The 25,346-nt window shown below is 52.0% G+C and carries 19 protein-coding genes; 8 read left to right on the plus strand and 11 right to left on the minus strand.

The genetic code is table 11. The annotated features are described in order from the left end of the window. Nucleotides 1–532: bifunctional hydroxymethylpyrimidine kinase/phosphomethylpyrimidine kinase (gene thiD, locus ACY430_RS05165; protein ID WP_462137822.1), on the plus strand; the 532-nt coding region annotated here is incomplete at its 5' end. Then, on the plus strand, nt 529–1,044 hold the full coding sequence (gene folK, locus ACY430_RS05170; RefSeq protein WP_462137823.1) for a 2-amino-4-hydroxy-6-hydroxymethyldihydropteridine diphosphokinase: 516 nt from the start codon (nt 529–531) through the stop codon (nt 1,042–1,044). The genes thiD and folK, both read left to right, overlap by 4 nt. Here the strand turns inward: folK and folD are convergent. Beyond that, a complete protein-coding gene (gene folD, locus ACY430_RS05175) occupies nt 1,041–1,895 on the minus strand; it encodes a bifunctional methylenetetrahydrofolate dehydrogenase/methenyltetrahydrofolate cyclohydrolase FolD (protein ID WP_462137824.1) in 855 nt (284 codons plus the stop codon). The genes folK and folD overlap by 4 nt on opposite strands. Before the next feature lie 101 nt (nt 1,896–1,996). Between folD and ACY430_RS05180 the strand changes: the two genes are divergently transcribed. The 4 genes from ACY430_RS05180 to purH all read left to right on the plus strand — a co-directional run bounded on the left by ACY430_RS05180 (nt 1,997) and on the right by purH (nt 6,423). Continuing rightward, on the plus strand, nt 1,997–2,404 hold the full coding sequence (locus tag ACY430_RS05180) for a PaaI family thioesterase (protein WP_462137825.1): 408 nt from the start codon (nt 1,997–1,999) through the stop codon (nt 2,402–2,404). Between the two features lie 354 nt (nt 2,405–2,758). Continuing rightward, complete coding sequence (locus ACY430_RS05185; protein WP_462137826.1) at nt 2,759–3,736, plus strand: acetoacetate decarboxylase family protein; 978 nt, start codon at nt 2,759–2,761, stop codon at nt 3,734–3,736. A 92-nt stretch (nt 3,737–3,828) separates the two neighbouring features. After that, nucleotides 3,829–4,749, plus strand: a complete 921-nt coding sequence (locus ACY430_RS05190) for an acetoacetate decarboxylase family protein (protein WP_462137827.1) — start codon at nt 3,829–3,831, stop codon at nt 4,747–4,749. A gap of 108 nt (nt 4,750–4,857) precedes the next feature. Further along, nucleotides 4,858–6,423, plus strand: coding sequence for a bifunctional phosphoribosylaminoimidazolecarboxamide formyltransferase/IMP cyclohydrolase (purH, locus tag ACY430_RS05195; protein WP_462137828.1), 1,566 nt, complete (start codon nt 4,858–4,860; stop codon nt 6,421–6,423). 9 nt (nt 6,424–6,432) lie between these two features. On the opposite strand, the gene ACY430_RS05200 is transcribed toward purH, so the two are convergent. From ACY430_RS05200 to ACY430_RS05225, 6 genes are all read right to left on the minus strand, one after another. Then, nucleotides 6,433–8,001, minus strand: coding sequence for a TolC family protein (locus ACY430_RS05200; RefSeq protein ID WP_462137829.1), 1,569 nt, complete (start codon nt 7,999–8,001; stop codon nt 6,433–6,435). A 45-nt stretch (nt 8,002–8,046) separates the two neighbouring features. Next, nucleotides 8,047–10,068, minus strand: coding sequence for a hypothetical protein (locus ACY430_RS05205; protein WP_462137830.1), 2,022 nt, complete (start codon nt 10,066–10,068; stop codon nt 8,047–8,049). Nucleotides 10,069–10,365: 297 nt separating this feature from the next. After that, nucleotides 10,366–12,141, minus strand: a complete 1,776-nt coding sequence (locus tag ACY430_RS05210) for a hypothetical protein (RefSeq protein WP_462137831.1) — start codon at nt 12,139–12,141, stop codon at nt 10,366–10,368. A gap of 302 nt (nt 12,142–12,443) precedes the next feature. After that, nucleotides 12,444–14,285, minus strand: coding sequence for a hypothetical protein (locus tag ACY430_RS05215; RefSeq protein ID WP_462137832.1), 1,842 nt, complete (start codon nt 14,283–14,285; stop codon nt 12,444–12,446). A gap of 383 nt (nt 14,286–14,668) precedes the next feature. Next, complete coding sequence (locus ACY430_RS05220; protein ID WP_462137833.1) at nt 14,669–16,456, minus strand: hypothetical protein; 1,788 nt, start codon at nt 16,454–16,456, stop codon at nt 14,669–14,671. Between the two features lie 211 nt (nt 16,457–16,667). Then, complete coding sequence (locus tag ACY430_RS05225) at nt 16,668–17,906, minus strand: porin (protein ID WP_462137834.1); 1,239 nt, start codon at nt 17,904–17,906, stop codon at nt 16,668–16,670. Between the two features lie 136 nt (nt 17,907–18,042). Between ACY430_RS05225 and ACY430_RS05230 the strand changes: the two genes are divergently transcribed. Beyond that, the gene (locus tag ACY430_RS05230; protein ID WP_462137835.1) at nt 18,043–18,744 is read left to right on the plus strand and encodes a response regulator transcription factor; all 702 of its coding nucleotides are present in this window, start codon (nt 18,043–18,045) and stop codon (nt 18,742–18,744) included. Beyond that, nucleotides 18,741–20,057, plus strand: coding sequence for a sensor histidine kinase (locus ACY430_RS05235; RefSeq protein ID WP_462137836.1), 1,317 nt, complete (start codon nt 18,741–18,743; stop codon nt 20,055–20,057). Before ACY430_RS05230 ends, ACY430_RS05235 begins: the two co-directional genes overlap by 4 nt. A 7-nt stretch (nt 20,058–20,064) precedes the next feature. Here the strand turns inward: ACY430_RS05235 and phoU are convergent, their stop codons facing one another. The 4 genes from phoU to ACY430_RS05255 are packed head-to-tail and all read right to left on the minus strand — an operon-like array spanning nt 20,065 to nt 25,320. After that, the gene (phoU, locus tag ACY430_RS05240; protein WP_462137837.1) at nt 20,065–20,712 is read right to left on the minus strand and encodes a phosphate signaling complex protein PhoU; all 648 of its coding nucleotides are present in this window, start codon (nt 20,710–20,712) and stop codon (nt 20,065–20,067) included. Nucleotides 20,713–20,734: 22 nt separating this feature from the next. After that, nucleotides 20,735–21,529: a phosphate ABC transporter ATP-binding protein PstB gene (gene pstB, locus ACY430_RS05245; RefSeq protein ID WP_462137838.1), complete on the minus strand. Its 795-nt coding sequence runs from the start codon at nt 21,527–21,529 to the stop codon at nt 20,735–20,737. 15 nt (nt 21,530–21,544) lie between these two features. Next, nucleotides 21,545–23,128 carry a phosphate ABC transporter permease PstA gene (gene pstA / locus ACY430_RS05250; protein WP_462137839.1) on the minus strand — a complete coding sequence of 528 codons (1,584 nt, stop codon included), beginning with the start codon at nt 23,126–23,128 and terminating at the stop codon, nt 21,545–21,547. Then, nucleotides 23,125–25,320 carry an ABC transporter permease subunit gene (locus ACY430_RS05255; RefSeq protein ID WP_462137840.1) on the minus strand — a complete coding sequence of 732 codons (2,196 nt, stop codon included), beginning with the start codon at nt 25,318–25,320 and terminating at the stop codon, nt 23,125–23,127. Before ACY430_RS05255 ends, pstA begins: the two co-directional genes overlap by 4 nt. Nucleotides 25,321–25,346 lie beyond the last annotated feature (26 nt).

Consider the following 25,346-nt stretch of genomic DNA (forward strand, 5'->3'; position numbering starts at 1 on the left):
GAAAACCGGAATGCTTTTTGACGAGGAAACCGTTATGGCCGTTTGCCGCAACATAAGGGATTTTTCGATTAAAAATGTCATCGCCGATCCCGTTATACAATCAAGTTCGGGCGCGAGTCTGCTCACCAAAAACGGAGTGGACGCCCTCAAAAAAGAACTGCTTCCGCTTTGCGGGTTCGTAACCCCGAACATCGCCGAAGCGGAAGAGATTTGCGGGGGCGGAAAAATAGAAACCGCAAAAGATATAAAAAACGCCGCGCGTGAAATTGCCGCGCTCGGAGCGTGCAAGGTTGTGATAACGGGCGGACACCAGAGGAGCGGGCGGGTGATTGACACTTTTTTTGACGGCGCTGAATTTTTTGAGACTGAACGCGAAAGAATCGCCGGCGAAATGCACGGAAGCGGTTGCGTTTTTTCGTCCGCGCTTTGCGCTCTCAAAGCGCTCGGGCGGGGAGACACCGAAGCGGTGGAACAAGCCGGCCGCTTTACGGCGGAAGAGATAAAAAAGTCGCTTAAAGGGGATTTGTTTTGAGCGGAAAAGTGTTCATCGGGCTTGGGTCAAATCTCGGAAACGGCGAGGCGAACTGCGTCAGGGCTCTTTTGCTCATATCGCGTTTCGCGAGTGTCGGGGTGGTTTCGCCAATCTATAAAACCGAGCCGGACGGAGTCGAAGGCGTCCAGCCCTTTTTCATAAACGCGGTCGCGATGATTGGAGGCGCGCCGCCGCCCGAACGGCTTTTGCTTGAACTTCAGGCGGTTGAAAAACAGATGGGCAGAACCGAAAAGGGGAACAACCTGCCCAGAGTGATGGATCTTGACATTCTTTTTCACGGCGAAACGGTTCTTGAAAACCGGTCGCTCAAAATTCCCCACCCGCTCGTCCATTTGAGACGTTTTATTTTGGAACCGATGTCCCGAATTGCGCCCGATTTTGTCCATCCGGTTCTCCGTAAAACCATCGCCGAACTGCTCGGAGAACTTGACGAAACCGCATCCGTTGAAATGCTTGAGAGCGAGTTTTTCCCGTTTGGAAGCGGCGGTTAGCCGCGCGCGAAAATCTCCGCCGCCGTAAGTGTGTTTTTCAGCAGCATCGTTATCGTTACCGGTCCCACGCCGCCCGGAACGGGAGTTATATGCGAGCATCTGGGAAACACGCTTTCAAAATCAACATCGCCCGTAATTTTTCCTTTCTCATCCCGGTTGATCCCCACGTCTATAACGATTGCCCCCTCTTTTACCATGTCGCCTTTTATGAATTCACTGCATCCGATGGCGACTATCAGAATTTCCGCCTCGCGGGTGAAATGCGCGAGATTTTTCGTGCACAGGTGGCACACGGTAACCGTTGCGTCCCTGTTGAGTAACATTGCGGCAACCGGCTTGCCCACTATGTTGCTCCTGCCCACCACCACAACATTCATTCCCTCAACGTTGACGCCGAGCCCGTCAATGATCTCCATAATTCCGTAGGGAGTGCATGAGATAAAACGCGGGTTACCCTCCATAAGCATTCCCATGTTTTCGGGATGGAAACCGTCAACATCTTTGAGCGGCGAAACGGCGCTCAGTATTGTTGTTTCGCTTATGGCTTCGGGCAGGGGAAGTTGGACGAGTATGCCGTGGGTGTTCGGGTCTGCGTTGAGTTTGTCTATAAGGTCAAGCAGTTCTCTCTGGGTTGTTTGTCCGCCGAGCCGGTGCTCTTCGGAACGCATTCCAACCTCAAAACAGGCGCTCCTTTTCCGTGCCACATATATTTCCGAAGCCGGGTCGTTTCCAATAAGAACCGCCGCGAGCCCCGGTGTTACGCCGGTTTTTTCGCGCAGAGTCTCCACCTGCGCCGCGATTTCGCCGCGTATGCATTTGGAGATTTCATTGCCATTTATAATTTCCGCCATTTGAAGATTTTGTCCGGGTCCTTATTCAAAGCAGAGGGCGTACAGGTTACCATATAAACAAGAGTCATAAAATAGACGGCGCGGCGCGAAGGAGATGAAAAATGAGCAACGAAATTGAAAAAACACGCGAGAGAATGGAACGGGTTCCGGTAATAAATCTGCTCGGCGCGAAAATTGTGCGGCTTGAAAACGGGCTGTGCGAACTCACCGCCCCGAAAAAGGAAAACTACGACGGCATTTTTGAAACCTTTCACGGCGGATTGCTGACCACCGTTGCCGACACCGCCGCGGCCGCCGCAGTTTTGACGGTCGCCGGAAACAACGCCGCGATAACAACAACGGACATCAGCATTCGCTTTCTCAATCCGTGCTCGTCCGGCGTAACGGCGGTAGCCAAAGTCATCAAAGCCGGCAGAACACTCTGCCCCGTTCAGGTGGAATTAAAAGATTCCGGCGGCAAAACCGTCTCAATCGCTCAAGTTACCTATATGGTTCTGAACACAGGGTAGCGATTGCCCTTGGAGCAAAGCTTTTTACTTTATAAACAGCACCCGATTCCCTTGTAAATAAAGGCGGAAACGGAGGTTAACAAAATCGCTTAAACCCGTTCAGGACGGCAAAAAGTGAGTAATTTCAAGCAGTTACCCAGAATTTCGCGCCGCCGGGGGCTTCGTTCAGGGGCGTTAAGAAAAAAAGTTAATTAGGTCTATTGACATAGTCTTTGAGAGGTGATAAAAATAACTCCTGAGGTTGGGTAGCAGTTTGGTACTTGTCGTTTTATCATCCTGCTTAACTCCTCAAAACCTCTGGTCGCTATTGTAGCTAGGTAGGTGACCGGAAAACCTATAAAAGGAGGTAATTATATGCCTAGTCATCTCAATGTCCCAAGTAAATATTGGGAAATGACGAAGGAGGTTCCGCCTCCTCCGATTGAGAGGGATATCAAGTCTTGGATCGTAGCGAATCCTTCGGATCCGCTGTGGGACATAGACGTTCTCCCTCTTACGTACACGGACAGTCGTTGGTCAGCTTTTGTAGTCAGCTGTTCAGAAGAGACAAGACGCCGTTTGATTCCGAACCCGCCGCTTGAGCCGTGGGACGGAGACGACGCCGACCTTGTTGAATTCTGGTATGTTGACCACAAAAACACAATGCTTGGTCCGTATCTGGAATTCGGTGTTACCATGTCGGCGTCTTACAAAGACCCTAAAGGTAACGTCTGGAAAGCCGGTTACTACCCGTACATGTACCTTACTGGAGACGCCCCTGTTGACGCGGGTCGTGTTCTGGGATTTCCTAAAAAGATGTCCTACATCCGTTGTACGGTACACGGCGGTGAGAAAGAAACCGATTTCTTCGGATTCGCGATGTCGCGTAACGGTTACCTGCTGCACAGCGCAACAGGTAAGTTCGACGACAAAGAAGTTAAGCCTCCGTATTTTTACGGAAAAACCGACTGGGGCAAATTTAACATGAAGGTTATTACAAGACCTGATGTTTCAAGCTCCGAGTGGCAGCTTGCCTACTTGCCGTCAGAACTCCCGCCTCCCTTTGATTCAATGATCAAAGGACATCGTTTCCAGATTAAACCCGAGCACACCAGAACAGCGTCAGGAGACGCCGTCAACTGGTTTATGCAGGGAACTCCGTTCGACAACATGGGAACGGAGCTCAAGATTGACAAAATAACGGGACTTATCTCGTTCGTGTTCGATCTTGTGATTCCTCCCGCTCAGGTTCTCTGGAATGAGACTTATGAGAGACCCGCTGACTACGCCGGATTTGCAACACCATACAAATACGGCCTCAGGCAGCAGTTCCCCATCAGTCAGGGTTCCTAATAACTTTCAAGGAGGTTAATTGAACTATGGGAATGCAAGCAAATGAGTACAGTTACCCTTGGCTCGCGGAAGGGGAAGTCCCCCCGCTGCCAATGGACAGAGACAGAATAGACATCATCTCTCAAGGTGTTGCCGACCCTGTCTTTGACTACGACATCGTCCCGCTCACCTACACGGAGAGCCGCTGGATGGCTTTTGTTATAAGGGCAGATGAAAACGACATGAAAAAAATTCTGCCTGAGCCGATTCAGCTTCAGGACGACGTTATTGAGTTCTGGTATGTGATACACAAGAACACAATGCTCGGACCCTACATGGAGATGGGTGTGACATTTTCCGCCACCGTTGACGGTGAAGACGGAAACAAATACATGGCGGGATACTATCCCTACATGTACCTGTCAAACGACTCTCCGATTTGGGCGGGCAAAGAGCCTTTCGGATTTCCGAAAAAGGCCGCGTACATCGCCGCTTATGAGCATGGAACGAATAACAACTATTTCAACATGCTGATGGAGCGCCGCGGTTACATTCTTCACACTGCCAACGGACGCTACTCCGACAAAGAGCTGTCAGTAAAACCGACGTTTTACGGACAGACGGACTGGGGACGGATGAATTACCGCATCACGACCCGCCCGGATGTAACCAACAGTATCCACGAGGTTACATATCTGCCATCGGAGCTGCCCCCGGCTTTTGGAACGGGACACCGCTTCCAGCTGGACCCGGACAGTGTAAGAACAGCCACGGGAGATGACATCCGCGCTTGGTACATGTCAGGCACGCCTTTTGACTTTATGGGCGGCCAGATACCGGCTAAAGAGATTGTTGGATTGATAAGTTTTACTTTCAACCTGATAATCCCGCCGGCCAAAACGATTTGGACCAGGACGGTTGAGAGGTCAGCGGACGACTTGGGTGCCACGGACAGCAGGGCAATTGCCTACGCTAAACCGTTTGAGTACACAATGCGTCACCGCTTCCTGCTCCCGCAGTACAGTCAGGGCTAATAAACGCCTTAGCATTGTGCTAAAAATTGGAGGGCTGCCGCAAGGCAGTCCTCCTTTTTTTATGTATAATCCCCTTCGTCCGCACAGCGGAAAGCCCGCCATATCAAAATGCCGTCAGCGAAAAAAGCCCTCATAAGCGTCTCGGACAAAACTGCGGTTGCCGACTTTGCGCGGGAATTGAGCGAACTCGGAATTGAAATCCTCTCCACGGGCGGAACGGCGGCAACACTTGCCTCTGCGGGCGTTGCGGTAACAAAGGTTGAGAGTGTTACGGGCGCGAAAGAAATACTCGGCGGCAGAGTCAAAACGCTTCACCCGAAAATTCACGGGGCAATCCTCGGCATAAGAGACAACCCCGAACACGCAAAACAGATGACCGAAAACGGCATTGAGCCGATTGATATTGTGGTCGTGAACCTATATCCGTTTGAGCAAACAATCTCCAAGCCCGGCGTGTCTTTAAGCGAGGCGATAGAAAACATAGACATCGGCGGACCCGCAATGGTGCGGGCGGCGGCGAAAAACCACGCGTTTGTGGCGGTCGTTACCGACCCTGCAGACTATCCCGCCATCATTGAGGAAATCAAAAACTCAGGCGCGGTCAGCGGACAAACCCGCCTCAACCTCGCCCGCAAAGCGTTCGCGCTCACAGCGCAATACGACTCTGCAATAACGGCGTTTTTGTCGCAGGGTGAAAAAGCGGACGGCGCGGACTTTCCGGACAGCATCACCATCAACCTCACAAAACGGATGGATTTGAGATACGGCGAAAATCCGCACCAGAAGGGAGCGTTTTACACTTTGCGGACGACCGATGCGTGCGTTTCAACCGCACGGCAAATACAGGGCAAGGAGCTCTCGCTCAACAATATCTACGACACGGATTCCGCGTTTGAACTCGTGAAGGAGTTTGACGACCCCCGGGACGGCGCGGCGTGCGTGATTGTGAAGCACAACAATCCGTGCGGAGTCGCGCTTGGCGACACTCCGGCGGACGCTTTCACAAAAGCAAAACAGTGCGACCCGGTGAGCGCGTTCGGCGGTATTGTCGCGCTCAACCGCGCGGCGGATGCGGACATCGCGCGCCTCATAGCCGATATGTTCGTTGAAGTGGTCATCGCTCCGGGGTTTTCGGAGGAATGCGTCAAAATCCTTTCCAAAAAGGAAAACCTGCGGGTTCTGGAAACTCCGGCGATAAACAAAAAACGCACGGAGAATTACGACATCAAAAAGGTCTCGGGCGGCGCGCTCATACAGGACAGAGACTCAACCGCCGATGAGGATTTTGAATCCGCCGCCTCACCCACGGAAAGAAAACCCACCGCCACCCAAACCGCCGATATGCGTTTCGCGTGGAAGGTTTGCAAGCATGTGAAATCAAACGCCATAGTTTTTGCCGGAAACGGCGCGACAATCGGCATCGGCGCGGGACAGATGAGCAGGGTGGATTCGGTAAAACTCGCCGCGATGAAGGCTCAAAGCCCGACTGAGGGCTGTGTTATGGCGTCAGACGCGTTCTTTCCGTTCAGAGACGGAATTGACGAAGCGGCAAAAGCCGGAATAAAAGCGGTTGTTCACCCCGGCGGCTCAATCAGGGACGAAGAAACCACATCCGCCGCGAATGAACACGGAATGGCGGTTTTACTGACGGGCGTCAGGCATTTTAAGCATTAATGCGAAAATTTACATTCCCTCTGCGGACGCGGGAACAAACTCTTCCATAATGGTTCCGGTTGCTCTGCGGAGAGCCGCAAGAGAGATTTGGTAATCCGCGAGCGCGCGAACGCGCCTTGACTTCGCTTCGGCGAGGCCTCTCTGGGCTTCCAGCACCTCGCGTGTTGTGGAAAGCCCGGCAGAGTATTTTTCCTTTTCGGCTTCAAGAACCTCTTCGGCAAGACCAAGGGCAATGTCAGACGCTTCAACCCGCCTGTATTCGCTCCATGCCGTGTCCGCCGCCGCCTTAACTTCAAGCGCGACCCGTTCCTTGATTTTGCGGTGTTCAAAAACCGCCCTGTTCTCCTCGGCTTGCGCGACTTCGTAAAGCCCCGCCGCATGGCGGTTTCCTATGGGAACGGTCATTGTCAAACTCGCGCCCCATGTTACAAAATCGCCGTCCGCCGCTCCTGAAACGGAGTCGGAAAATCCCCCCGGAAAAGAGGCGGGAGCAACGGGTAACAGATCCCCGAACGATCCGCGCGCGGGGTTGTCCTCTCCGGCAAGTCCGCGCAGAGAGAGAAAACCCTCAACCGAAAGTTGAGGAAGACGCTGGTTCGCGCGGTAAATCTTTTCCTGCCCGGCAATCTCCAGTTTTTTGAAAGCCGTTTTTAACTCCTCCCTGTTTTCAAACGCCGTGCCAATCAATTCGGCTATTTTCGTTCCTTCGTGAAAATCCGCGCCCGGGCGGTCTGTCAGTTCAATGCGTGCGGCGGAGGGCAGCCCAAGCGTTTCTTTCAACTCATCGGACGCTCTTCTGAGGCGGTTTTCCGCCTCTATGAGGTCCACTCTGCGCTTTGCGACCTCCGAACCCGCCTTAACCTCGTCAAGACGCGGCAAAACACCTTCCCTTACCTTGACATGGTTTCTTTCAAACAAGTCAATCGCGAGTTCAAGATTTTGCCGCCTCAATTCATGCTCGCTACGCGCGGCGACAAGGTTCCAGTATTCACGCTCAACCTTCAGAAGCGTGTCCGACACTTCAATCTCCAGTCCGGACTGCGCGATTTCCGCCCGCAAAGTTTCGGTTATTAGAAAGGTTTTGTTCGTTTTCAAACCAAAATTGCGCAGAAGGTCATGCCCGATTTTCATATCCAGTTTTGAATAAAACGCGGGACTTAAAGACTGAACGGGCGAGTCGGTTTCTTCGCGCGAAACCGATGCCTTGAACAGGTCGTAATATCCGCCGGTGGGGAGCACTCCCGAAACGCCGATGCTCGCCTCAAAATCGCGGATTTGAACACCGCCGCCGGAAACAAATGAAGACGTGGACGGCTCGTCCTCACTTTCGTAAGACGATTTGATTTCCAAAACGGGGTCAAACTTGCCTTTTTCCGCCTTGATTTTCGCGGCGGACGCGCGAACGGACTGTTTGCTTATCAGAATGTCTCTGTTGTTTTCAAGCGCGAGAACTCTCGCCTGTTCAATGGAAAGGGAAACGGTGGTTCCGCTCTCAAAGCCGTAAGTTTGCGCGCCCGCGCCGAAAGCGGGAAACAGCAACGCAACTGAAAAAATTATTGTTAATGATGAAAAACCCACAAAACCACCCCAGGTAAAAATTATAACCTCTTATGAGAAAAATGCTTAATTAGAGGAAAGCGAATCAAGATGAACCGTCAGAACGGTCTGCAGAGACCAAAGCCGGTTATTTTTGTGACTGTATTGGTCTTTATACGCGTTCCACAGAGCCTCATATGCCTGCCGTTTGAACGCTCTGCCGGTAGTCTCATCCTTAGAGGCATCGGGAGGAATAAACAATCTGGTGGGTCCCGTTGCGCCGTCTTCAAAACTCTGAATAACAGGCACATCCTCTATAACCGCAGTCAGCTGTCCTCCGGTGGTTGAATCACCGTTCCTGTCAACAAACTCAACGGTTACGCGCGCGGCATTATCCATGTTGGCGCGGTCGGCGGTAGGAGGAGTAAAAAACCGCACATTTTCAAGGTCGTAATCTATGTCGTCATCACTGCGGCGGACGATTTCATTAAACCCCTGCCCCCTGAACATCTGTTTCAAACCGTCTCCCGCAAAGACCACGCTTCCCGTAAGGTCAAGAAAAACACCCTTCGCCAGACGGAAACTGAAAGTGGTTTCAAGCTCCGTGCCGATAAATCCGCTTATGTTTTCGCCGTCAACAAAAAGGTCTTGCGTCTGGTTTGTCCACGCGGTAAGCCACTGGTTTTTCACAATCAGCCGGTCGGCGAGTTTGAAATCAATGTAGGCGCGCGCGTAGCGTGTGTTCTGAATTCCGCCCGACTGGTGAGAGAAAACCCTGTTGTTCGTGCTCTGGTATATGTTCGGAATAATGTGTTCAAGAAGAAAATGGTCGGCGTTGTAAGCGCTGCTGAATGAGAGAATGCCGCCCTCAAGCGAGCCGTTCTCCCAGTAATTGCTCGCCCTGTCGCCGTCAACCCAGCCGAATTCGCCGCCGAACACCTGAACCGTGCTCTCCGGCAGAAACTCCAACCTCGCGACCCACGCAACATGGTGGTCAATGTCAACATTGTCGCGCCTGTTAAAAGCCGCCACGCGGTTACAACTGGCATCTATGCAGTCCCTGAAAGCGTTAAGGTCCGTCAGCTGTCCAAACGCCCCGTGCAGTTCCGCGGCAAAGCGGAAATCTCCGCGTTTTATGTCCGTTGTGAAGGAATAAATCGTAAGCTGGTCAAGGTTGCCCTCCGCGCCGAGAAGGTAGTTTCCGCCTCGCACGAAGTTGTCCTGTTTTATCCAGGGGTAGATGTAGGAACCCAGTGTAATGTCCGAACTGTTTGCATCCGGCGCGGGCCTGTTATACACCACCGCGCCGCCGATTCCGTCATAAGCGGCTCCGGTGGCTCTGAGTTCGGTTCCGCCCGTCCACAAATCGGCAAAAATCATTCCCGTTATGGTTGAGCCGGAATTGAGGTCGGCTGTTTTCGCGAATAAAATCCGGTCAAACATCCGTCCGCCGTCCGAAGAGGGGTCTGTTCCGGAGTTCGCGACAATTCCAAGTCCCCAGTTCCACGGCTGGCGTCCGACACGCAGATAACCGTAGTTGTGCGGAAGGTCTATCTCAAGATAGGCGAAACGCAGATTAAACCAGCCCGCGTCCCGCTCAACGGCGGTTTCCGGCAGTAAAGCCGGGTTACCGTTGTCATCCGCACTTCTTCTTGCGCCTGCGGGCGAAAACCCGTCTCTGTCGCTGGCTGTGCGTCTGTCAAGATAGGCGACCCGGTCATATACGGGCGTGAGTATGTTGCCTTTATATCTATCAGAGCGGGAAATGCCTGAATTTACAAGTGTGGAGCCGCCGCCAAGAAGCTGGTCCGTCTGGCCGCCCCAAATTACGTTGTCCGCCACATCAACCTGAACAACAATCGCGGCGTTATCGCCAAGTTCCAGTCTGGGGGTTACACGAAGTGTGCTGTCAACAAAGAATATTCTGTCTTTTGTGCCGCCCGCTATGTAAGAGGGGTCAAGATAGGTGGCTTTGTTTAAGTATTTAGCTCTTGTTCTGAAATAACTCGGGTAGGAATCCAAGTCTATTTCCACAGCATGCGAAACCGCAGAGCCGGCAAAAACGGCTATGACAGCCAGAACAATACACTTTGAAAATACTTTAATCATTTATCAATTCTCCAAAACCCGTCCCGCATATAACTAGGAACTACGTGGCAAAAACCCACCGACCTCTTTCATTATCTCCTTCATTATACAAAGAAGCGGTAATTTTTCAAGAAACTATTTTGTTTTTGTAGAAGCACATTCGGGGTTTTTTCGCAGGCGCGGACAATCGGCGCAACCTCCAAAGAAACGCTCCGGCGCAAAGGCATAAAAAAAGCGGCGATCTTTGTAAGAACGCCGCCTTAATTTATTTCCCTTTACCTTAGATGAGTTAAAGGAAAGTTATTTCTATTTCAGCCCTCAGGACGACTTGAAGAATTCGTCTATGTAAATAATCAGACGAGTCTGAACGCCCCAGAGAAGGTCTTCCGCTTTCTGACCGCCTGTCACCTGATCATCAAAAAACGTCTTAAGAGAAGCAGGATTCGTGTGCCCCTGACTAGCAAATGAGTCATTCTCCCGCGCAAAAGCCTGCGCTTCAAGAAGGTCGGTCAAACCCTCACCGGCAAAGATAACACTGCCGATGATGTCAAGGTCAACACCCGGATGGATTTCAACCGTAACCGTTCCTTCAATCTCGGTTCCGAGGTAACTGCTTGATTTAGTCTTCGGTTGAATAAGTGTGGCGGTCTTTCTCGCTCTAACCGTATCAGAAGTGGCAGAATCAACGGCACCAAGTACAACACGACCTGCGTCGGGCCCAAACGCGTTGTCAACAGCCCCCTGCGTAAAAGAGTTACTAATATTTCCAAAACCCACATCTCTTATCAGGCCGTCGGTCTGCTGGTTCCAACCAACGAGAATCTGCGGCTTAAACGAAACTCTCCCCGTAATGGGAATGTCCGCGTAAACACGCGTGTAGTAAGCGTTCTGAACGCTCGCGTCAGTTTTTGCAAGAATGTTTCCGTGCGCGTCCTGATAGATGGACGGCATTACGTGCTTGAACAAAAGGTTGTCAAGGTTGTAAGCCGGGTTGAAGACGATAACACCGCCCTCAATGTCGCTTCCGTTAACCCAGGTGTCGCCATCGTTTTTGTCACCGTCAGCCCATCCGAACTCCACTCCAATATTGTTCAGGTATTCAATTCCCGGCGCGCTGTATTCCGTGCGAAGCGCAAAGAGAACAGCGTTCTTAATTTTGGAATCTTCTGCGCCCAAAATGTTCTGGATTTCACCAAATCCGCCCTGAAGCTCAAAGGCAAATCTCCAAGCGGCTCCTTTGAGGTCAACAAGACCTGAGTAGAGCGTGTATCTGTCAAGATCACCAAATCCGCCGATGAACGTGTCCTGATGAATGTAAGGGAACACGTAAGCGCCGGCTGTAAAGTTCAAGCCGCCCGCATTGGGGTGGTTAAACACACCCGCGACAGCGCCGCCGTCCCAGCCGTCTCCGCCGCCGGTGTTAAGACCGGTTCCCTGCGTGATCCTGTCGGACACGAAAATAAGTGTGAAAGTGCTTTCCTCTCCTGAGGAAAAGGTTTTCAGCCACAGGAATCTGTCAACCAGAAAGCCCCCGTCGCTGTGAGGGTCCCAACCGCCGTTGGCGAGGATACCAAGTCCCCAGTCAAACGGCTGACGACCAACCCTTATAAATCCAAGATTGTTCGGAAGAACAACATCCGCGTGAAGCATGCGGACATTGAAAAATCCCGCATCTTCTTCAACCGCGCAGAACTTGCCGAATGAGAGACAGTCACTGTTCGCGTTTCCGTGAAGAATTGTGCCTCTGAACTTGTCGCTCGGTGAAATGCCTGAGTTCACAAGTGTGGAGCCGCCGCCAAGAAGCTGGTCCGTTTGGCCTCCCCAAATGTTGTTGTCAAACACATCAACCTGAGCCCGCACCGTTACAGAATCTGTCAACTGTAACTGCGGCGTTAAACGCAAAGTTGTATCCACGAAGAAAATAGTGTCATCCTGCTTCGTTGCGGATGCCGATTTGTAAGTTGCGCCGCTTATGTAGCGCGCTCTCGTGGACATGTAACTGGGAAATCCTCCCAGACTGAGCTCCACAGCGGATGCCGGAACAGCCACCGTAACAGCCAGAAAAAACATTATAATCCAATTAGATTTTCTCATTGCCTCCTACCTCCCTTAAGTTAGGAACACTGGAACAAGGGGATAAAAAAAGCCCTCAATTCCGATGGTTATTATAGCAAAAGAACCAATCAGTGGTCAATCGCCAATAGTTAATCATGGAACCGTTGAACAGAATCAAACCCCAATCCGTTCGTGCACAGTTATTTTATACACAGCGCGGGTAACAATTCAAGTGGATATCAAAATTTAACCAAATTTTCCGCTCTCCGGCGCGAAGGCATAAAAAAAGCGGCGATCTTTGTAAGAACGCCGCCTTAATTTATTTCTCTGTTTCTGTCCTCTCAGGACTTGAAGAATTCGTCTATGTAGATAATCAGACGAGTCTGAACGCCCCAGAGAAGGTCTTCCGCTTTCTGGCCGTCCACCACATTATTCCCTATAATCGGGTCTGGATTAAACCTATCGGCGAGAAATCCTGCATTCGGGTGCCTAAGATTTAAGAAATTCTCCCGCACAAAAGCCTGCGCTTCAAGAAGGTCGGTCAAACCCGCGCCGGCAAAGATAACACTGCCGATGATGTCAAGGTCAACACCCGGATAGATTTTAATCGAAACCGTTCCTTCAACCTCGGTTCCGAGGTAACCGCTTGAATCAAACCCCTCTGAAGCAACTGAGACGGACTTTCTACCCGCAGCGCCGGAATTGTCCTCGCCAAGTATTAGACGACCTACGCCATCCCCAAGCTCGGCGGCAACAAGCGCGGCATCAACCTGCTCCTGCGTAACCGAGTTAGGAATACTTCCAAAACCCGCATTTCTTATCAGGTTGCCGGTCTGCTGGTTCCAACCAACGAGAATTTGCGGCTTAAACGAAACTCTGTCATGAACGGGAATGTCCGCGTAAATGCGCGTGTAGTAAGCGTTCTGAACGCTCGCGTCCGTTTTTGCGATAGTGTTCGGGTGAGCGTCCTGATAGATGGACGGCATCACGTGTTTGAACAACAGGTTGTCAAGGTTGTAAGCCGGGCTGAAGACGATAACACCGCCCTCAATGTCGCCTCCGTCTCTCCAAGATGAGCCATCGTTTTTGTCACCGTCAGCCCATCCGAACTCCACTCCAAAATTGTCCAGGTATTCAACTTCCGGCGCGGTGTATTCCGCGCGAATCGCGAAGATAACAGAGTTCTTAATTTTGGAATCATTTCTGCCAAGTTCCGCTGTGTTGCCAGCCGCTGTATCGGCAGCCCCTCCGATTTCACCAAATCCGCCCTGAAGCTCAACGGCAAATCTCCAGGCATCTCCTTTGAGGTCAATAAGACCGGAGTAGAGCGTGTATCTGTCAAGATTGCCAAATCCGCCGAGGAACGCATCCTGATGGATGTAAGGGAACACATAAGTGCCGACTGTAAGGTTAACGCCGCCGCCCACATCGGGGTTGTTATACAAACCCGCAATAGCGCCGCCGTCCCAACCGTCTCCGCCGCCGGTGTTAAGACCGGTTCCCTGCGTGAACCTGTCGGACACGAAAATAACTGTGAAAGTGCTGTCCTCTCCCGCGGAAAAGGTTTTGAGCCACAGGAATCTGTCAACCAGAAAGCCCCCGTCGCTGTGAGGGTCCCAACCGCCGTTGGCGAGGATACCAAGACCCCAGTCAAACGGCTGACGACCAACCCTTATAAACCCGAACCCGTTCGGAAGAACAACGTCTGCGTGAAGCATGCGGACATTGAAAAATCCCGCGTCTTTTTCAACCGCGCAGAAATTGCCGAATGAGAGACAGTCAGTGCTCGCGTTTCCGTGAAGAATTGAGCCTCTGAACTTGTCGCTCGGTGAAACGCCTGAATTAACAAGTGTGGAGCCGCCGCCAAGAAGCTGGTCTGTCTGGCCGCCCCAAATGTTGTTGTCAAACACATCAATCTGAGCCCGCACCGTTACAGAATCTGTCAGCTGTAACTGCGGCGTTAAACGCAAAGTTGTGTCCACAAAGAAAATGTCACTGGTGGTATCTCTGTTAGACGACAAATCGTCAAACGCAATAGCCGATTTGTAAGTTGCACCGCTTATGTAGCGCGCTCTCGTGGACATGTAACTGGGAAATCCTCCCAGACTGAGCTCCACAGCGGATGCCGGAACAGCCACCGTAACAGCCAGAAAAAACATTATAAGCCAATTAGATTTTCTCATTACCTCTCCTACCTCCCTTAAAGTTAGGAACACTGGAAAAAGGGGATAAAAAAAAGCCCTCAATCCCGATGGTTATTATAGCAAAAGAACCAATCAGTGGTCAATCGCTAATAGTTAATCATGGAACCGTTGAACAGAAACCCCAATCCGTTCGTGCGCAGTATTTATACACGGCGCGGGCAACAATTCAAGTGTATATCAAAATTTAACTAAATTTTCCGTTCAAGCGCGAAGGCGGCCGCGCAACCCCAAAACTTACAAATCGGTATAAGCGCTCCGGCGCAAAGGCATAAAAAAAAAGCGGCGATCTTTGTAAGAACGCCGCCTTAATTTATTTCCCTTTACCTTGATGAGTTAAAGGAAAGTTATTTCTGTTTCAGTCCTCAGGACTTGAAGAACTCGTCTATGTAAACAACCAGACGAGTCTGAACGCCCCAGAGGATGTCTTCTGCCTGCTGGCCGCCTGCATTCTCAGCAGCAGTGTTAATTTCAGCTGCGGTTGTGAATGCGGTGCTACCTGCCGTAGCATTGTCCCGCGCAAAAGCCTGCGCTTCAAGAAGGTCGGTCAAACCCTCACCGGCAACTATAACACTGCCGATGATGTCAAGGTTGATACCCGGGTGGATTTCAACTGTAACCGTTCCTTCAATCTGGGTTCCGAGATAACCGCCTGCTTCAGGCTTCGGCTGAACTGCCGTAACAGCTCTATTAGCAGTGTCGTTATCCGGACCAATAAACGCCAGAGCGGTAGCGGTAAGAGCGTCATCGCCAGTAGCCGCAAGAGCGGTTGTGGCAGCTCCGTCCGAAATCGTTCCCAGTAACGCGCCGTTCTTTATAATGCCTTCAGTCTCCTGGTTCCAACCAACGATAACCTGCGGCTTAAACGAAACTCTCTCCGTAACGGGGATGTCCGCGTAAACACGCGCGTAGTAAGCGTTCTGAACGCTCGCGTCAGTTTTTGCAAGAATGTTCGGGTGTGCGTCCTGATAGATGGACGGCATTACGTGCTTGAACAAAAGGTTGTCAAGGTTGTAAGCCGGGTTGAAGACGATAACACCGCCCTCAATGTCGTTTCCGTTAACCCAGGTGTCGCCATCGTTTTTGTCACCGTCAGCCCATCCGAACTCCGCTCCCACAACATTAAGGTAATCAACTGTCGGTGCCGTGTATTCACCACGAACCACCCACAGAAGAGCGTTCTTAATTTTGGAATCTTCTGCTCCTAAAATGTTCTTGATTTCACCAAATCCGCCCTGAACCTCTCCGACAACTTTCCATGAGTCGCCTTTGACGTCAATAAGACCGGAGTAAAGCGTGTATCTGTCAAGATCACCGAATCCGCCGATGAACTTATCCTGATGGATGTAAGGGAACACGTAAGCGCCGAATGTTGCGTTAACACCGCCCATGTTGGCGTGGTTAACAACAACCGCGACCGCTCCGCCGTCCCAGCCATCTCCGCCGCCGGTGTGAAGACCTGTGCCCTGCGTGAGTCTGTCAGAGACAAAAATCGCAGTCAGGGACATGTCCGGACCAAGCGGGAAACCTTTCAGCCACAGGAATCTGTCAACCAGAAAGCCCCCGTCGCTGTGAGGGTCCCAACCGCCGTTGGCGAGGATACCAAGACCCCAGTCAAACGGCTGACGACCAATCCTTACAAATCCGAGCCCATTCGGAAGAACAATATCTGCGTGAAGCATGCGGACATTGAAAAATCCCGCGTCTTCCTCAACCGCACAGAAATTGTTGAATGCAAGACAGTCAGTGCTCGCGTTTCCGTGAAGAATTGAGCCTCTGAACTTGTCGCTCGGTGAAATGCCTGAGTTAACAAGTGTGGAGCCGCCGCCAAGAAGTTGGTCGGTCTGACCTCCCCAAATGTTGTTGTCAAGAATGTCAACCTGAGCCCTGATGGTTACCGAATCGCTCAAAACAAGTTGAGGGGTAACTCGCAGGGTTGTGTCCACGAAGAAAACATTGTCGTCCTGCTTCGTTGAACTCGCATTCCTGAAAGTTGCGTTTTCAATGTAGCGGGCTCTTGTGGACATATAACTGGGAAATCCTCCCAGATTAAGCTCCACAGCGGATGCCGGAACAGCCACCGTGACAGCCAGAAGAAACATTATAAGCCAATTAGCCTTTCTAATGTCTCCTATACTATTAGATTTTCTCATAGTCTCCTACCTCCTTTGAAACCTAACCTGACGGGCTCAGTATGAGTCCGCAAATTCAAGGGCATTATAAACCAAAGCCGAAAAAGCGTCAAGCACTATTCTAAATTAAAATGCACAGGAAAAAGCAGTCCCCTAAAATCACCCTCAATCAGTTTCGCGCTAAACTACAACAACACGGCAAAAAATTCAAGAGTTTTTTGAAAAGCCGTCTCTAAAAATAAATTTGAACCTGACCTCTGTAAGTGGTTGTTTCCTTGTCCTTCGTGGGACTTATGCCGTTTTTCTCGTTCCCGTATGTGTAATCAAGTTGAACTTTCGCGCGGTGTTTGGCGATATACCAGTTCAAACCGCCCGTGCACTGCCATTCATCGCTGACGGATGCGTCTGAGTCGTAATCCGCGTATGCGCAACGCGTGGCAACCTCAAACCCCGGAGTCAGCATAAATCCGCCCTGAACGCGATAGGCGGTGTGGGACAGGGTTCGGTAATTGTTATCTTTATCTTTTGCCGAGCCGTAGTAGTAAGCGGCTTCAAGATTCGCCCTCTCTATCTTGGCAATCAGGTCAACCGTAAATCCTTCTTTGCCATTGTCTCTTGTTACGGAAACAACCTCAGTTGCCTCTCCAACACGCTGTTGCACCACATCCGTGTCAGTGTCGTAGAAACCGCCCGCCCCAATCGCGAAAGTCGGAACTTTCGCGAAGTTCGGCAAGGTTTTGTAATCGCCGCCCGCGGTGAATGAGCCGCTTGAGTGTTCCAATTTGCCGCAACAGAGATTTATCTGAACGCGTCCGGCAAAGAGCATATTGTCCATATCTTGAAATATTTCATCGTCTTCCTGAAACAGTCCGCCCCGATAAGCAATTATGTTTCCGAGAACGCCTCCGACTGAAACGCCGTCCGCTCTGTTAGTGCCAATGACGAAGTTTCTTATAAAAGAGCGGTCAACAAACTGCAACGCCGATGAGGAATTGAGCGCCTCGCGCCCGTATGGAACTTTGTATCTTCCCACTTTCAGGTCCGCCGCCGTGCTTTTGACTAAAACAATGAAGGCCTCCCCTATCTTTATTTCTTCCGTTTCGTCTGAGAGAACAACGCCTGCCATGTTTATTTCCGGCGTTTTGTTTGTGCGGCCGGCGCTTCCGGCAAGTTGTAAGCCCCATTTAATCCACTCTTTGTAAGCGTGTCCGCCGTATTTGAGTCTCAGACGGCGAACCATAAAATCGGTTGAGATGTCTGAATCACCGGGTGTGTTGTCAGTTACGGCCTCTCCGCGGAACTGAATGAGTATGTTCTGTTTAATTTTGAACCCTCCGTCCCTGCTCTCGTAATACAGATCTTCTTCGTATCCGAATTTGCCGTCAATCATTGATTGCGCAAAAGACTGCGCCGGCATCGCCAAAGCAACTGCGGCGAGAACCGCCGCCGCGAAATATTTTGAAAACTTCATCTTTTTTACAATCCCTTTGTTTTATGGGAAAACGCTACCCACTTTTGCCGATTATTTATAACAAGGGGAAGTTAATGCCCCGTAAACACCTTATTAAGGAAGCGTTAAATCGGATATATTGGGTTATCAGGCGGTTATGTCCAAAACAATAGCAATTGTTGATGATGAAAAAGACATTCTGGAAATAGTGTCCTCCGCGCTCAAAAGCGAGGGGTTTAGAACAAAAACCTTCCGGAATGGCAGGGAGTTTCTGCTCTCCGCAAGTTCGGTGAAGCCCGATTTGGCGCTTCTTGATTTGATGATGCCCGAAATGGACGGAATTGAGGTGTGCAAACAACTCAAAAATTCGGCAAAAACGGCGGACATTCCCGTAATTATGGTTACCGCGCGCGCAACTGAAATTGATGTTGTGCTGGGGCTTGAAATCGGAGCCGATGACTACATAACAAAGCCGTTCAGCATGCGTGAGGTTGTTGCGAGGATCAAAAGCGTTCTGCGCAGAGGGAAAAGCGCGGGCGGTGATGACGAGACCATTGAAATCGGGAAACTCAAAATAGACGGAAAAAGTTTTGTCGCTTCGGTGAAAGGCAAACCCATTGACCTCACGGCGACACAGTTCAGAATTTTAGAGTTTCTCGCGAAAAACCGGGGCAACGTGCTCAGCAGGGACCAGATAGTCAAAAAGAAAAGCGAATGGGACGACCGCCTCGCGTATGACCGCACGGTTGATGTGCATATAAAACATCTGCGGGAAAAAATCGCGGGTAGCGGCGTTGAGATAAAAACCGTTCGCGCCGTGGGCTACAAACTGGATACGGCGGACGGGGAGAAACATTGAGAGTTTCCGCTCTCGCGGTTTTTCTATGCGCGGTTGCGGGCGCGCTTGCCTACATTAATTCAGACTCAAGCGGCACCGCGGCGGCAATCGCCGGTGCGGCGGCGCTCGCGGCGCTCGGTGCGGCAATCGCGGCGCGGAGAAGAGGGGATGTGATTGAGCGCAATGTTACCGGGTTCGCGCAGACGCTTCTGTCAAAACAGTTCGCCCGCTACGACCCGCTTTCGCACGGCGGCGAAAGCGAAATGGCAAAGGCGCTCAATAAAGCCGCGCGGGAGTTTCAGAGCCGCGTTCGCGCGGGCGATGAGCAAAGGGCGCGGCTCTCGGTTTTTCTCAATCAGATAAGGGAAGGCGTTTTGTGCGTTTCCACAGGGGGCCGCGTTACCGCCGCAAACGAAAGCGCGCGGGCGATGCTGGGCTCAAGCGGAGAGATTGTCGGCAAAAACTATTGGGAGGTTATTTTCAGTTCCGAAATCAGAGGGCTGATAAAAGACGCGCTTGAAAGCGGCGGGAACGAGCCCCTGCGGCGCGAGGTGGCAAACCTCTATCCGGCGAAAAACTTTTATGTGGCGTCCGCGACTCGCGGCGAAGGGCGCGATGAGGTAACGCTTGTTCTGTTTGACTCAACCGAGATGAAAAAACTTGAAAAAGCGCAAAGGGATTTTATCACCAACGCGTCCCACGAAATCCGCACTCCGCTCACTTCAATAATGGGCGCGGCGGAGCAAATCGCCCGGAGCGCGAGCGGTGAGACGGAAAAATTCGCGCAGATTTTGAAAAGAAACACCGAACGGCTCGCCGAGTTGTGCGGGCGCATTATAAGTCTGTCGGAGTTGGGAGAATGGCGCGGCGGAGAGGAAAGTTTTGCGCCGTTCAACCTCAATGACGCGGTGCTGAGCGCGGTGGATTTGATGCGCACGGCGGCGGAGAAGAAAAACATCACGATAGAGATTGAAGAGGAGCCGGACATCACGATGACCGGTGACCGGCTGATTATTGAGAATATGCTTGTGAACCTGATTGAAAACGCCGTTAAATACTCGTATGAGGATTCGCGGGTGCGCGTGAGCGTGAACAGTGGCGGGGGCGGGGGGCGTGTGTCGGTGAGCGACAGCGGCGAGGGAATTAAGCGCGGCGAGAAGGGCAGGATTTTTGAGCGGTTTTACAGAGGGGAGAGCGCGCGAACGGAGGCGGGCAACGGGCTTGGTTTGAGCATCGCGCAAGAAGCGGTGGAAATTCACGGCGGCGCGATAACGGTTGAAAGCGAGCCCGGGCGCGGAAGCGTTTTTACGGTTTCGTTCGGCGCGAAAACCTGAAAGCGCTTCAGGCGTGTTTTATGACATCGCCGGTTATGAGGTAATAGGTGTCTTCGGCAATATTGGTGGATAAATCCGCCGCCCTTTCCAGATTTCGCGCGATAACGATGGCGCAGGTCGCCGCGGGAGTGGCTTCGGGAACGATTTTTATGTGTTTGAGCGTGCCCTCCACAATTTCTTTTTCCAGCGTGTCCACCTCGTCGTCCTTTTTGGACACTTCAAGCGCGAGGTCTTTGCGTTTGTTTATGAACGCGTCAACGCTCATTCTGAACATTTCAAGCGCTCTGTCTCCCATCTCCGCCGCCCTTGTCATAACCGCGAGCGGCGGAAATTCCGAACTTTTGCCGACAAGCCGCGCGATATTGACCGCGTGGTCGCCGATTCTTTCCACGTCGTTGTTGATCTTCATAACCGCGATTGTGGTCCGGAGCATCTCCGCTTCGGGCGCGTAAAGGCTGAACAGGCGGACACATTTTCCGTCCAAATCCACCTCTCTGGAATCAACATCGTTGTCCATCTCCTTTATTTCGGCAATTCTGGACTTGGAGTCCGCGGGGTCGCGGATGAGACCGATGCTTTTTTCAAGCATGGAATCAACCACCTCCATCATATCAAGGAGTGTTTTTTTCAAATCCTCTATTTCTTCGCTAAGCATGCCGGCTCCTATAGACCTCCGTTTATCCGAATTTACCTGAAACATAGTCTTCGGTTTGTTTCAAAGCGGGGTTCAAAAATATCTTTTCCGTCTCATCGTATTCAACCATTCTGCCCATATACATAAACATAGTGTAGTCGGAAACGCGCGCCGCCTGTTGCATGTTGTGGGTTACGATGACGACCGTGTATTTGAGTTTGAGTTGGCGGATTAACTCCTCAATGCTTGCGGTGGCGATGGGATCAAGCGCGCTGCACGGCTCGTCCATGAGCAGAAGTTCTGGGCGCACCGCCACCGCGCGGGCTATGCAAAGACGTTGCTGCTGGCCGCCTGAAAGCGCGAAAGCGGATTCGGTGAGGCGGTCGCGCGCCTCTTTCCACAACCCGGCCTGCCGCAGACTTGATTCCACAATTTCATCAAGGTCGCTTTTTCTTTTAACTCCCGATATGCGCGGTCCGTAGGCGACATTTTCATAGATTGACGCGGGAAACGGGTTTGATTTCTGAAAAACCATTCCCACCCTTCTGCGCAAATCGCTGATTTCAATGGCGGGGTCGTAGATGTTCTCGCACGAGACAAGCACTTCGCCCTCAATGAAAACATCGTCTATGAGGTCGTTCAGGCGGTTGAAACAGCGCAGGAAGGTTGATTTTCCGCAACCCGAAGGACCAACGAGCGCGGTTGTCATATTTTTGGGGACGCGCATTGATATGTTTTCGAGCGCGGGCGTTTCGCCGTATTTGAGCGAGAGACTTTTCGTCTCGGCAATTACCGAGTTGAAACTTGTGTTGTCCATTGATTCAAATTTTTCTTCCATTTTCTTAATCCTTCGTCAAATTCCGGAACCGAATCTCCTTTCCCTGATTTTGCTTCTGAGGAAAATCGCAGCCAGATTCAGGAACGCCACAATAATTATAAGCAGAAACGCAGTCGCGTAAACAATGTCTTTAACCGCCTCCACGTTGGGAGACTGAAAGCCCACATCGTATATGTGAAATCCCAGATGCATAAACTTTCTTTCGGCGTGAAGAAACGGAAACCTGCCGTCAATTATGGCGTCCGGCGCGAGTTTGACAACACCCGTGAGCATAAGCGGGGCGACCTCTCCGGCGGCGCGCGCGACCGCAAGTATGAGCCCCGTCATAACGCCCGGCAGAGCGGCGGGCAGAACCACCTTCCAGACGGTTTCAAACTTTGTCGCCCCAAGCGCAAGCGAACCCTCGCGCATGTTTCTGGGCACCTGTGAAAGCCCCTCTTCGGTTGAAACTATAACGACCGGAACGGTGAGCAGGGCAAGCGTGAGGGACGCCCACAGGACCCCGCCCGTGCCGAAGGTGGGCGCGGGAAGGGCTTGCGAAAAAAACACCGAATCTATGAGTCCGCCTATTCCGTACACGAAAAATCCGAGCCCGAAAACACCGAAAACGATTGACGGAACCCCCGCAAGGTTGTTGACGCAAATTCTCACAATTCTTACAAAAGCCCCTTTTTTTGAATACTCGCTCAAATAGAGCGCGGCGAGAACGCCCAGCGGCATAACCATTACGCTCATAAGAATCACCATAATCACGGTGCCGAAAATCGCGGGCGCGATCCCGCCCTCGGTGTTCGCCTCGCGCGGGTCGGCCGAGACGAAAACCCAGAATTTTTTGGCGTAAAGCCCGGCTTTTGAGAAAAACCCCATCGCGTTCGGGGCATACATCCGCTCTATGCCGCCGAACGAAACCTCTTTTTCATGCCCCTCCGCCGTAACGATAACAACGGTGTTTTCATCCATTCGGGCGTAAAGCGTTTCCAACTCCGCCTCTTTTCTGTCGTATTCCCCGCCGAGTTCGTCAAGCCGCGCCATGAGTTCGGGCGTTTCACCCCTTTTTCTCACGCGCTTTTCAATCTTTTCAGTCTCGTGGACAATGTCGCCGACTTCTGAAATGGCAAGATGTGAAACCCTGTCGCGCAAATCGCGCGCGGAGGTGAGAAAACGGTTGAGAGTTTCCATATCCGCTCCCGTGGCAACCGTTTTTCCGCCCGCGCGGATTTCCTTCACTTCCCCTATCATGTCTCCCCATTCCCACCTCTGAATAACAAACACCGAAGCCGGATATTCAACGGCGGTTATTTCGTCATCTGAAACCCAGCGGAATGCGAGCCCGTAAATGTCCCTGTTGCCAATTTTGAACCTTGTGAGGTCGCCGGAGTCGCTCTGTTTGCTTCCGGCAAACTGCCCGAAAAGCACACTTCCGTCTCCAAGTGTCGCCCTGGCGACCTGAGAGGGCCAGAAAAATCCGAGCCCTTTTGAGGCGATCAGAAACAGCAGACCCGCTATCATCAGAAGCGATGTCATAAGCGCTATTGCCGTGAGCCACGAATACGCCTCGCCGCCGAAAGAAAACCTTCCCGATTTCGCGCCCTGTTTCATGATGAGCCGTATTTCCTTTCCAGTTTGCCTCTGAAAATCTCCGCCACCGTGTTCAGGCAGAAGGTGAATAGAAACAGAAGCAGGCTTGTGAAAAATATGAGCCGGTAAAGCCCGCCGCCGTGCGGGGCTTCGGGCAGTTCAACCGCGATGTTCGCCGACATCGCTCTAAAGCCGTTGAAAATGTTCCAGTCAAGCAGAGGGGTGTTGCCGGTTGCCATGAGGACTATCATCGTTTCTCCCACCGCTCTGCCGAAACCGATTACAACGGCGGAAAGAATGCCCGGGCTTGCGCTCGGCATAACAACCCTTGTGGCGGTCTGCCATCTGCTCGCTCCCAGTGCGAGGGACGCGGCGACAAGCGACTTCGGCACGCCGGACATTGAGTCTTCGGCGATTGTGAAAACTATCGGTATGACCGCGAAACCCATGGCGAACCCGACCACAAGCGCATTGCGCTGGTCAAAATCAAGACCTATCGCGGCGAGCCACTGCTTGTAGTCGCCCTGAAAAAGAAACGCCTCGGCCGGAGAGTTAAGCCACAGCGAAACCGCGGCGGCGGCGGCGAGAACGGGAATGAGAAGCAGATATTCCGTGCCGTGCCTGAAACTGCCGGCGAGCGATTTGCCGAACTTCTTCCACAGATAGAGAGAAAACAGCGCTAATCCAAATGTTACAAAAGGCATTACAACGAGCGCGGGAAATATCTTTTCAAGAATCGGCGACAGCCACAGACCCGCGAAAAATCCAATTACAACGCTCGGAAGCCCCGCCATAATTTCAATGACGGGCTTGATGACTTTTCCGAAAGACGGGTGCATGAACTGCGAGACGCAAAGCGCGGCAAGAACGGCCAGCGGCACGGCAAAAAGAAGCGAGTATATCGCCCCTTTGAAAGTGCCGAAAATTATCGGCGCAAGACCGAGTTTGGGTTCAAACTCATCGGTTCCGCCGGTTGACTGCCACATATGAATTGGCGAGTCGTATCCCTCATACCATACGCGAGAGAATATGGACCGGAGGCTGATTTCGGAAAAGTCATTGGAGATGTCCCATTGGACAAGCGCACCGTCCTCCACCGCCGCAATACCGTCCGCTTTGGGCGTCATAACAAGTGCGGAGACCGGAGAGCCCTTAATCAGCAAACGCCTTTTCGCCGTTGTGGCGTGAAAAACCCCTATGTTGCCGAGAGAGTCCGCCGCCGTAAAGCCCCTGTTTCTAAGCGAGTTAGAAAACCTTTCAACCGCGCCCTCGAATTTAGGGAAACTGTGTACGCGCTCAATGCCGGGGTTGCCCACCGGGCGGAACCAGACTGAAAGGTTTCCCTCCGAGTCCCCTATGGCGACCGAACGGCCGCCGTGAATAACACCCATCATCGTAACGGGCGCGCCGCCGGTTTCCGTTGAGCCGAGAAAAACAGGCGCACCCGGCCCGGACGAGTCCCACCGCAGAATGCGTCCCGAATCTGTTCCAGCGTAAAGAAATGACGCCTCTTCAAGAAAAGCAAGCGCGGTGATTTTTTCGCCCCGGGCATCGCCGGTTATATCGCTCACAAAAACCTCAAGAGAGGATTGGTCGGGAAATTGCTCTTCATCGGCAAACAGACTCTCGTCCTCTACGGAACCCGAAAGGGAAACGAGAAACAGCCCTCCGTCCACCGAAAGCGCGGCAAGAGAATACGCTCCTTCTCCACCCCGGGCGAAAGAGACGATTTCCAAGCCCGAACTCGCGACCGGAATTTCGGCTGACGGTTCAATTGTGGTTAAAACCTCCCTTTGAGCGCCGCCGTCCGAATAGATGTCTTCATGGGAAACGGAGAAAATCCGCGCTTTTCCGTCCGCGCCACCGATGGCGAACGCGCGTGCGCCCGGAGCGCGCGCGAACGACAGAGCGGGCGCACCCGATGAAACGGTTTTCAGGACCGCGCCGGTCTGCGTGGAAAAAACCCGTATGTCCCCGCGGCGGAAAACCGCGTAAGCGGTCTGGCGGTGCTCGTCCAGCCCGATACCGAGAGCCCCGGCAAACACCGGGGACTCAACGGATTTCTTCGAGGGACCGTGGGACGGGCTTGAAAAAAGAGGCATAACCTCAATGAGAATGAAACCGAAAACCGCGAGTATTCCCGCGATTATCGACACCCCGCCCAGCATGATGAAGAAGCCGGCAAGTCTGTCGTAAAGTTTTCTTGAGTTCAAATCAAGCCACCGTATTTCGCTTTATA

The organism is Candidatus Mycalebacterium sp., from assembly GCF_977828045.1.

What these genes read in the sequence shown, in the direction of transcription:
- ACY430_RS05225 (WP_462137834.1), bottom strand. Translation starts at nt 17,906, where the DNA reads ATGAAGTTTTCAAAATATTTCGCGGCGGCGGTTCTCGCCGCAGTTGCT.
- ACY430_RS05220 (WP_462137833.1), bottom strand. Translation starts at nt 16,456, where the DNA reads ATGAGAAAATCTAATAGTATAGGAGACATTAGAAAGGCTAATTGGCTT.
- folD (WP_462137824.1), bottom strand. Translation starts at nt 1,895, where the DNA reads ATGGCGGAAATTATAAATGGCAATGAAATCTCCAAATGCATACGCGGC.
- ACY430_RS05210 (WP_462137831.1), bottom strand. Translation starts at nt 12,141, where the DNA reads ATGAGAAAATCTAATTGGATTATAATGTTTTTTCTGGCTGTTACGGTG.
- ACY430_RS05230 (WP_462137835.1), top strand. Translation starts at nt 18,043, where the DNA reads ATGTCCAAAACAATAGCAATTGTTGATGATGAAAAAGACATTCTGGAA.
- pstA (WP_462137839.1), bottom strand. Translation starts at nt 23,128, where the DNA reads ATGAAACAGGGCGCGAAATCGGGAAGGTTTTCTTTCGGCGGCGAGGCG.
- phoU (WP_462137837.1), bottom strand. Translation starts at nt 20,712, where the DNA reads ATGCTTAGCGAAGAAATAGAGGATTTGAAAAAAACACTCCTTGATATG.
- pstB (WP_462137838.1), bottom strand. Translation starts at nt 21,529, where the DNA reads ATGGAAGAAAAATTTGAATCAATGGACAACACAAGTTTCAACTCGGTA.
- ACY430_RS05205 (WP_462137830.1), bottom strand. Translation starts at nt 10,068, where the DNA reads ATGATTAAAGTATTTTCAAAGTGTATTGTTCTGGCTGTCATAGCCGTT.
- ACY430_RS05190 (WP_462137827.1), top strand. Translation starts at nt 3,829, where the DNA reads ATGGACAGAGACAGAATAGACATCATCTCTCAAGGTGTTGCCGACCCT.
- ACY430_RS05185 (WP_462137826.1), top strand. Translation starts at nt 2,759, where the DNA reads ATGCCTAGTCATCTCAATGTCCCAAGTAAATATTGGGAAATGACGAAG.
- ACY430_RS05215 (WP_462137832.1), bottom strand. Translation starts at nt 14,285, where the DNA reads ATGAGAAAATCTAATTGGCTTATAATGTTTTTTCTGGCTGTTACGGTG.
- purH (WP_462137828.1), top strand. Translation starts at nt 4,858, where the DNA reads ATGCCGTCAGCGAAAAAAGCCCTCATAAGCGTCTCGGACAAAACTGCG.
- ACY430_RS05180 (WP_462137825.1), top strand. Translation starts at nt 1,997, where the DNA reads ATGAGCAACGAAATTGAAAAAACACGCGAGAGAATGGAACGGGTTCCG.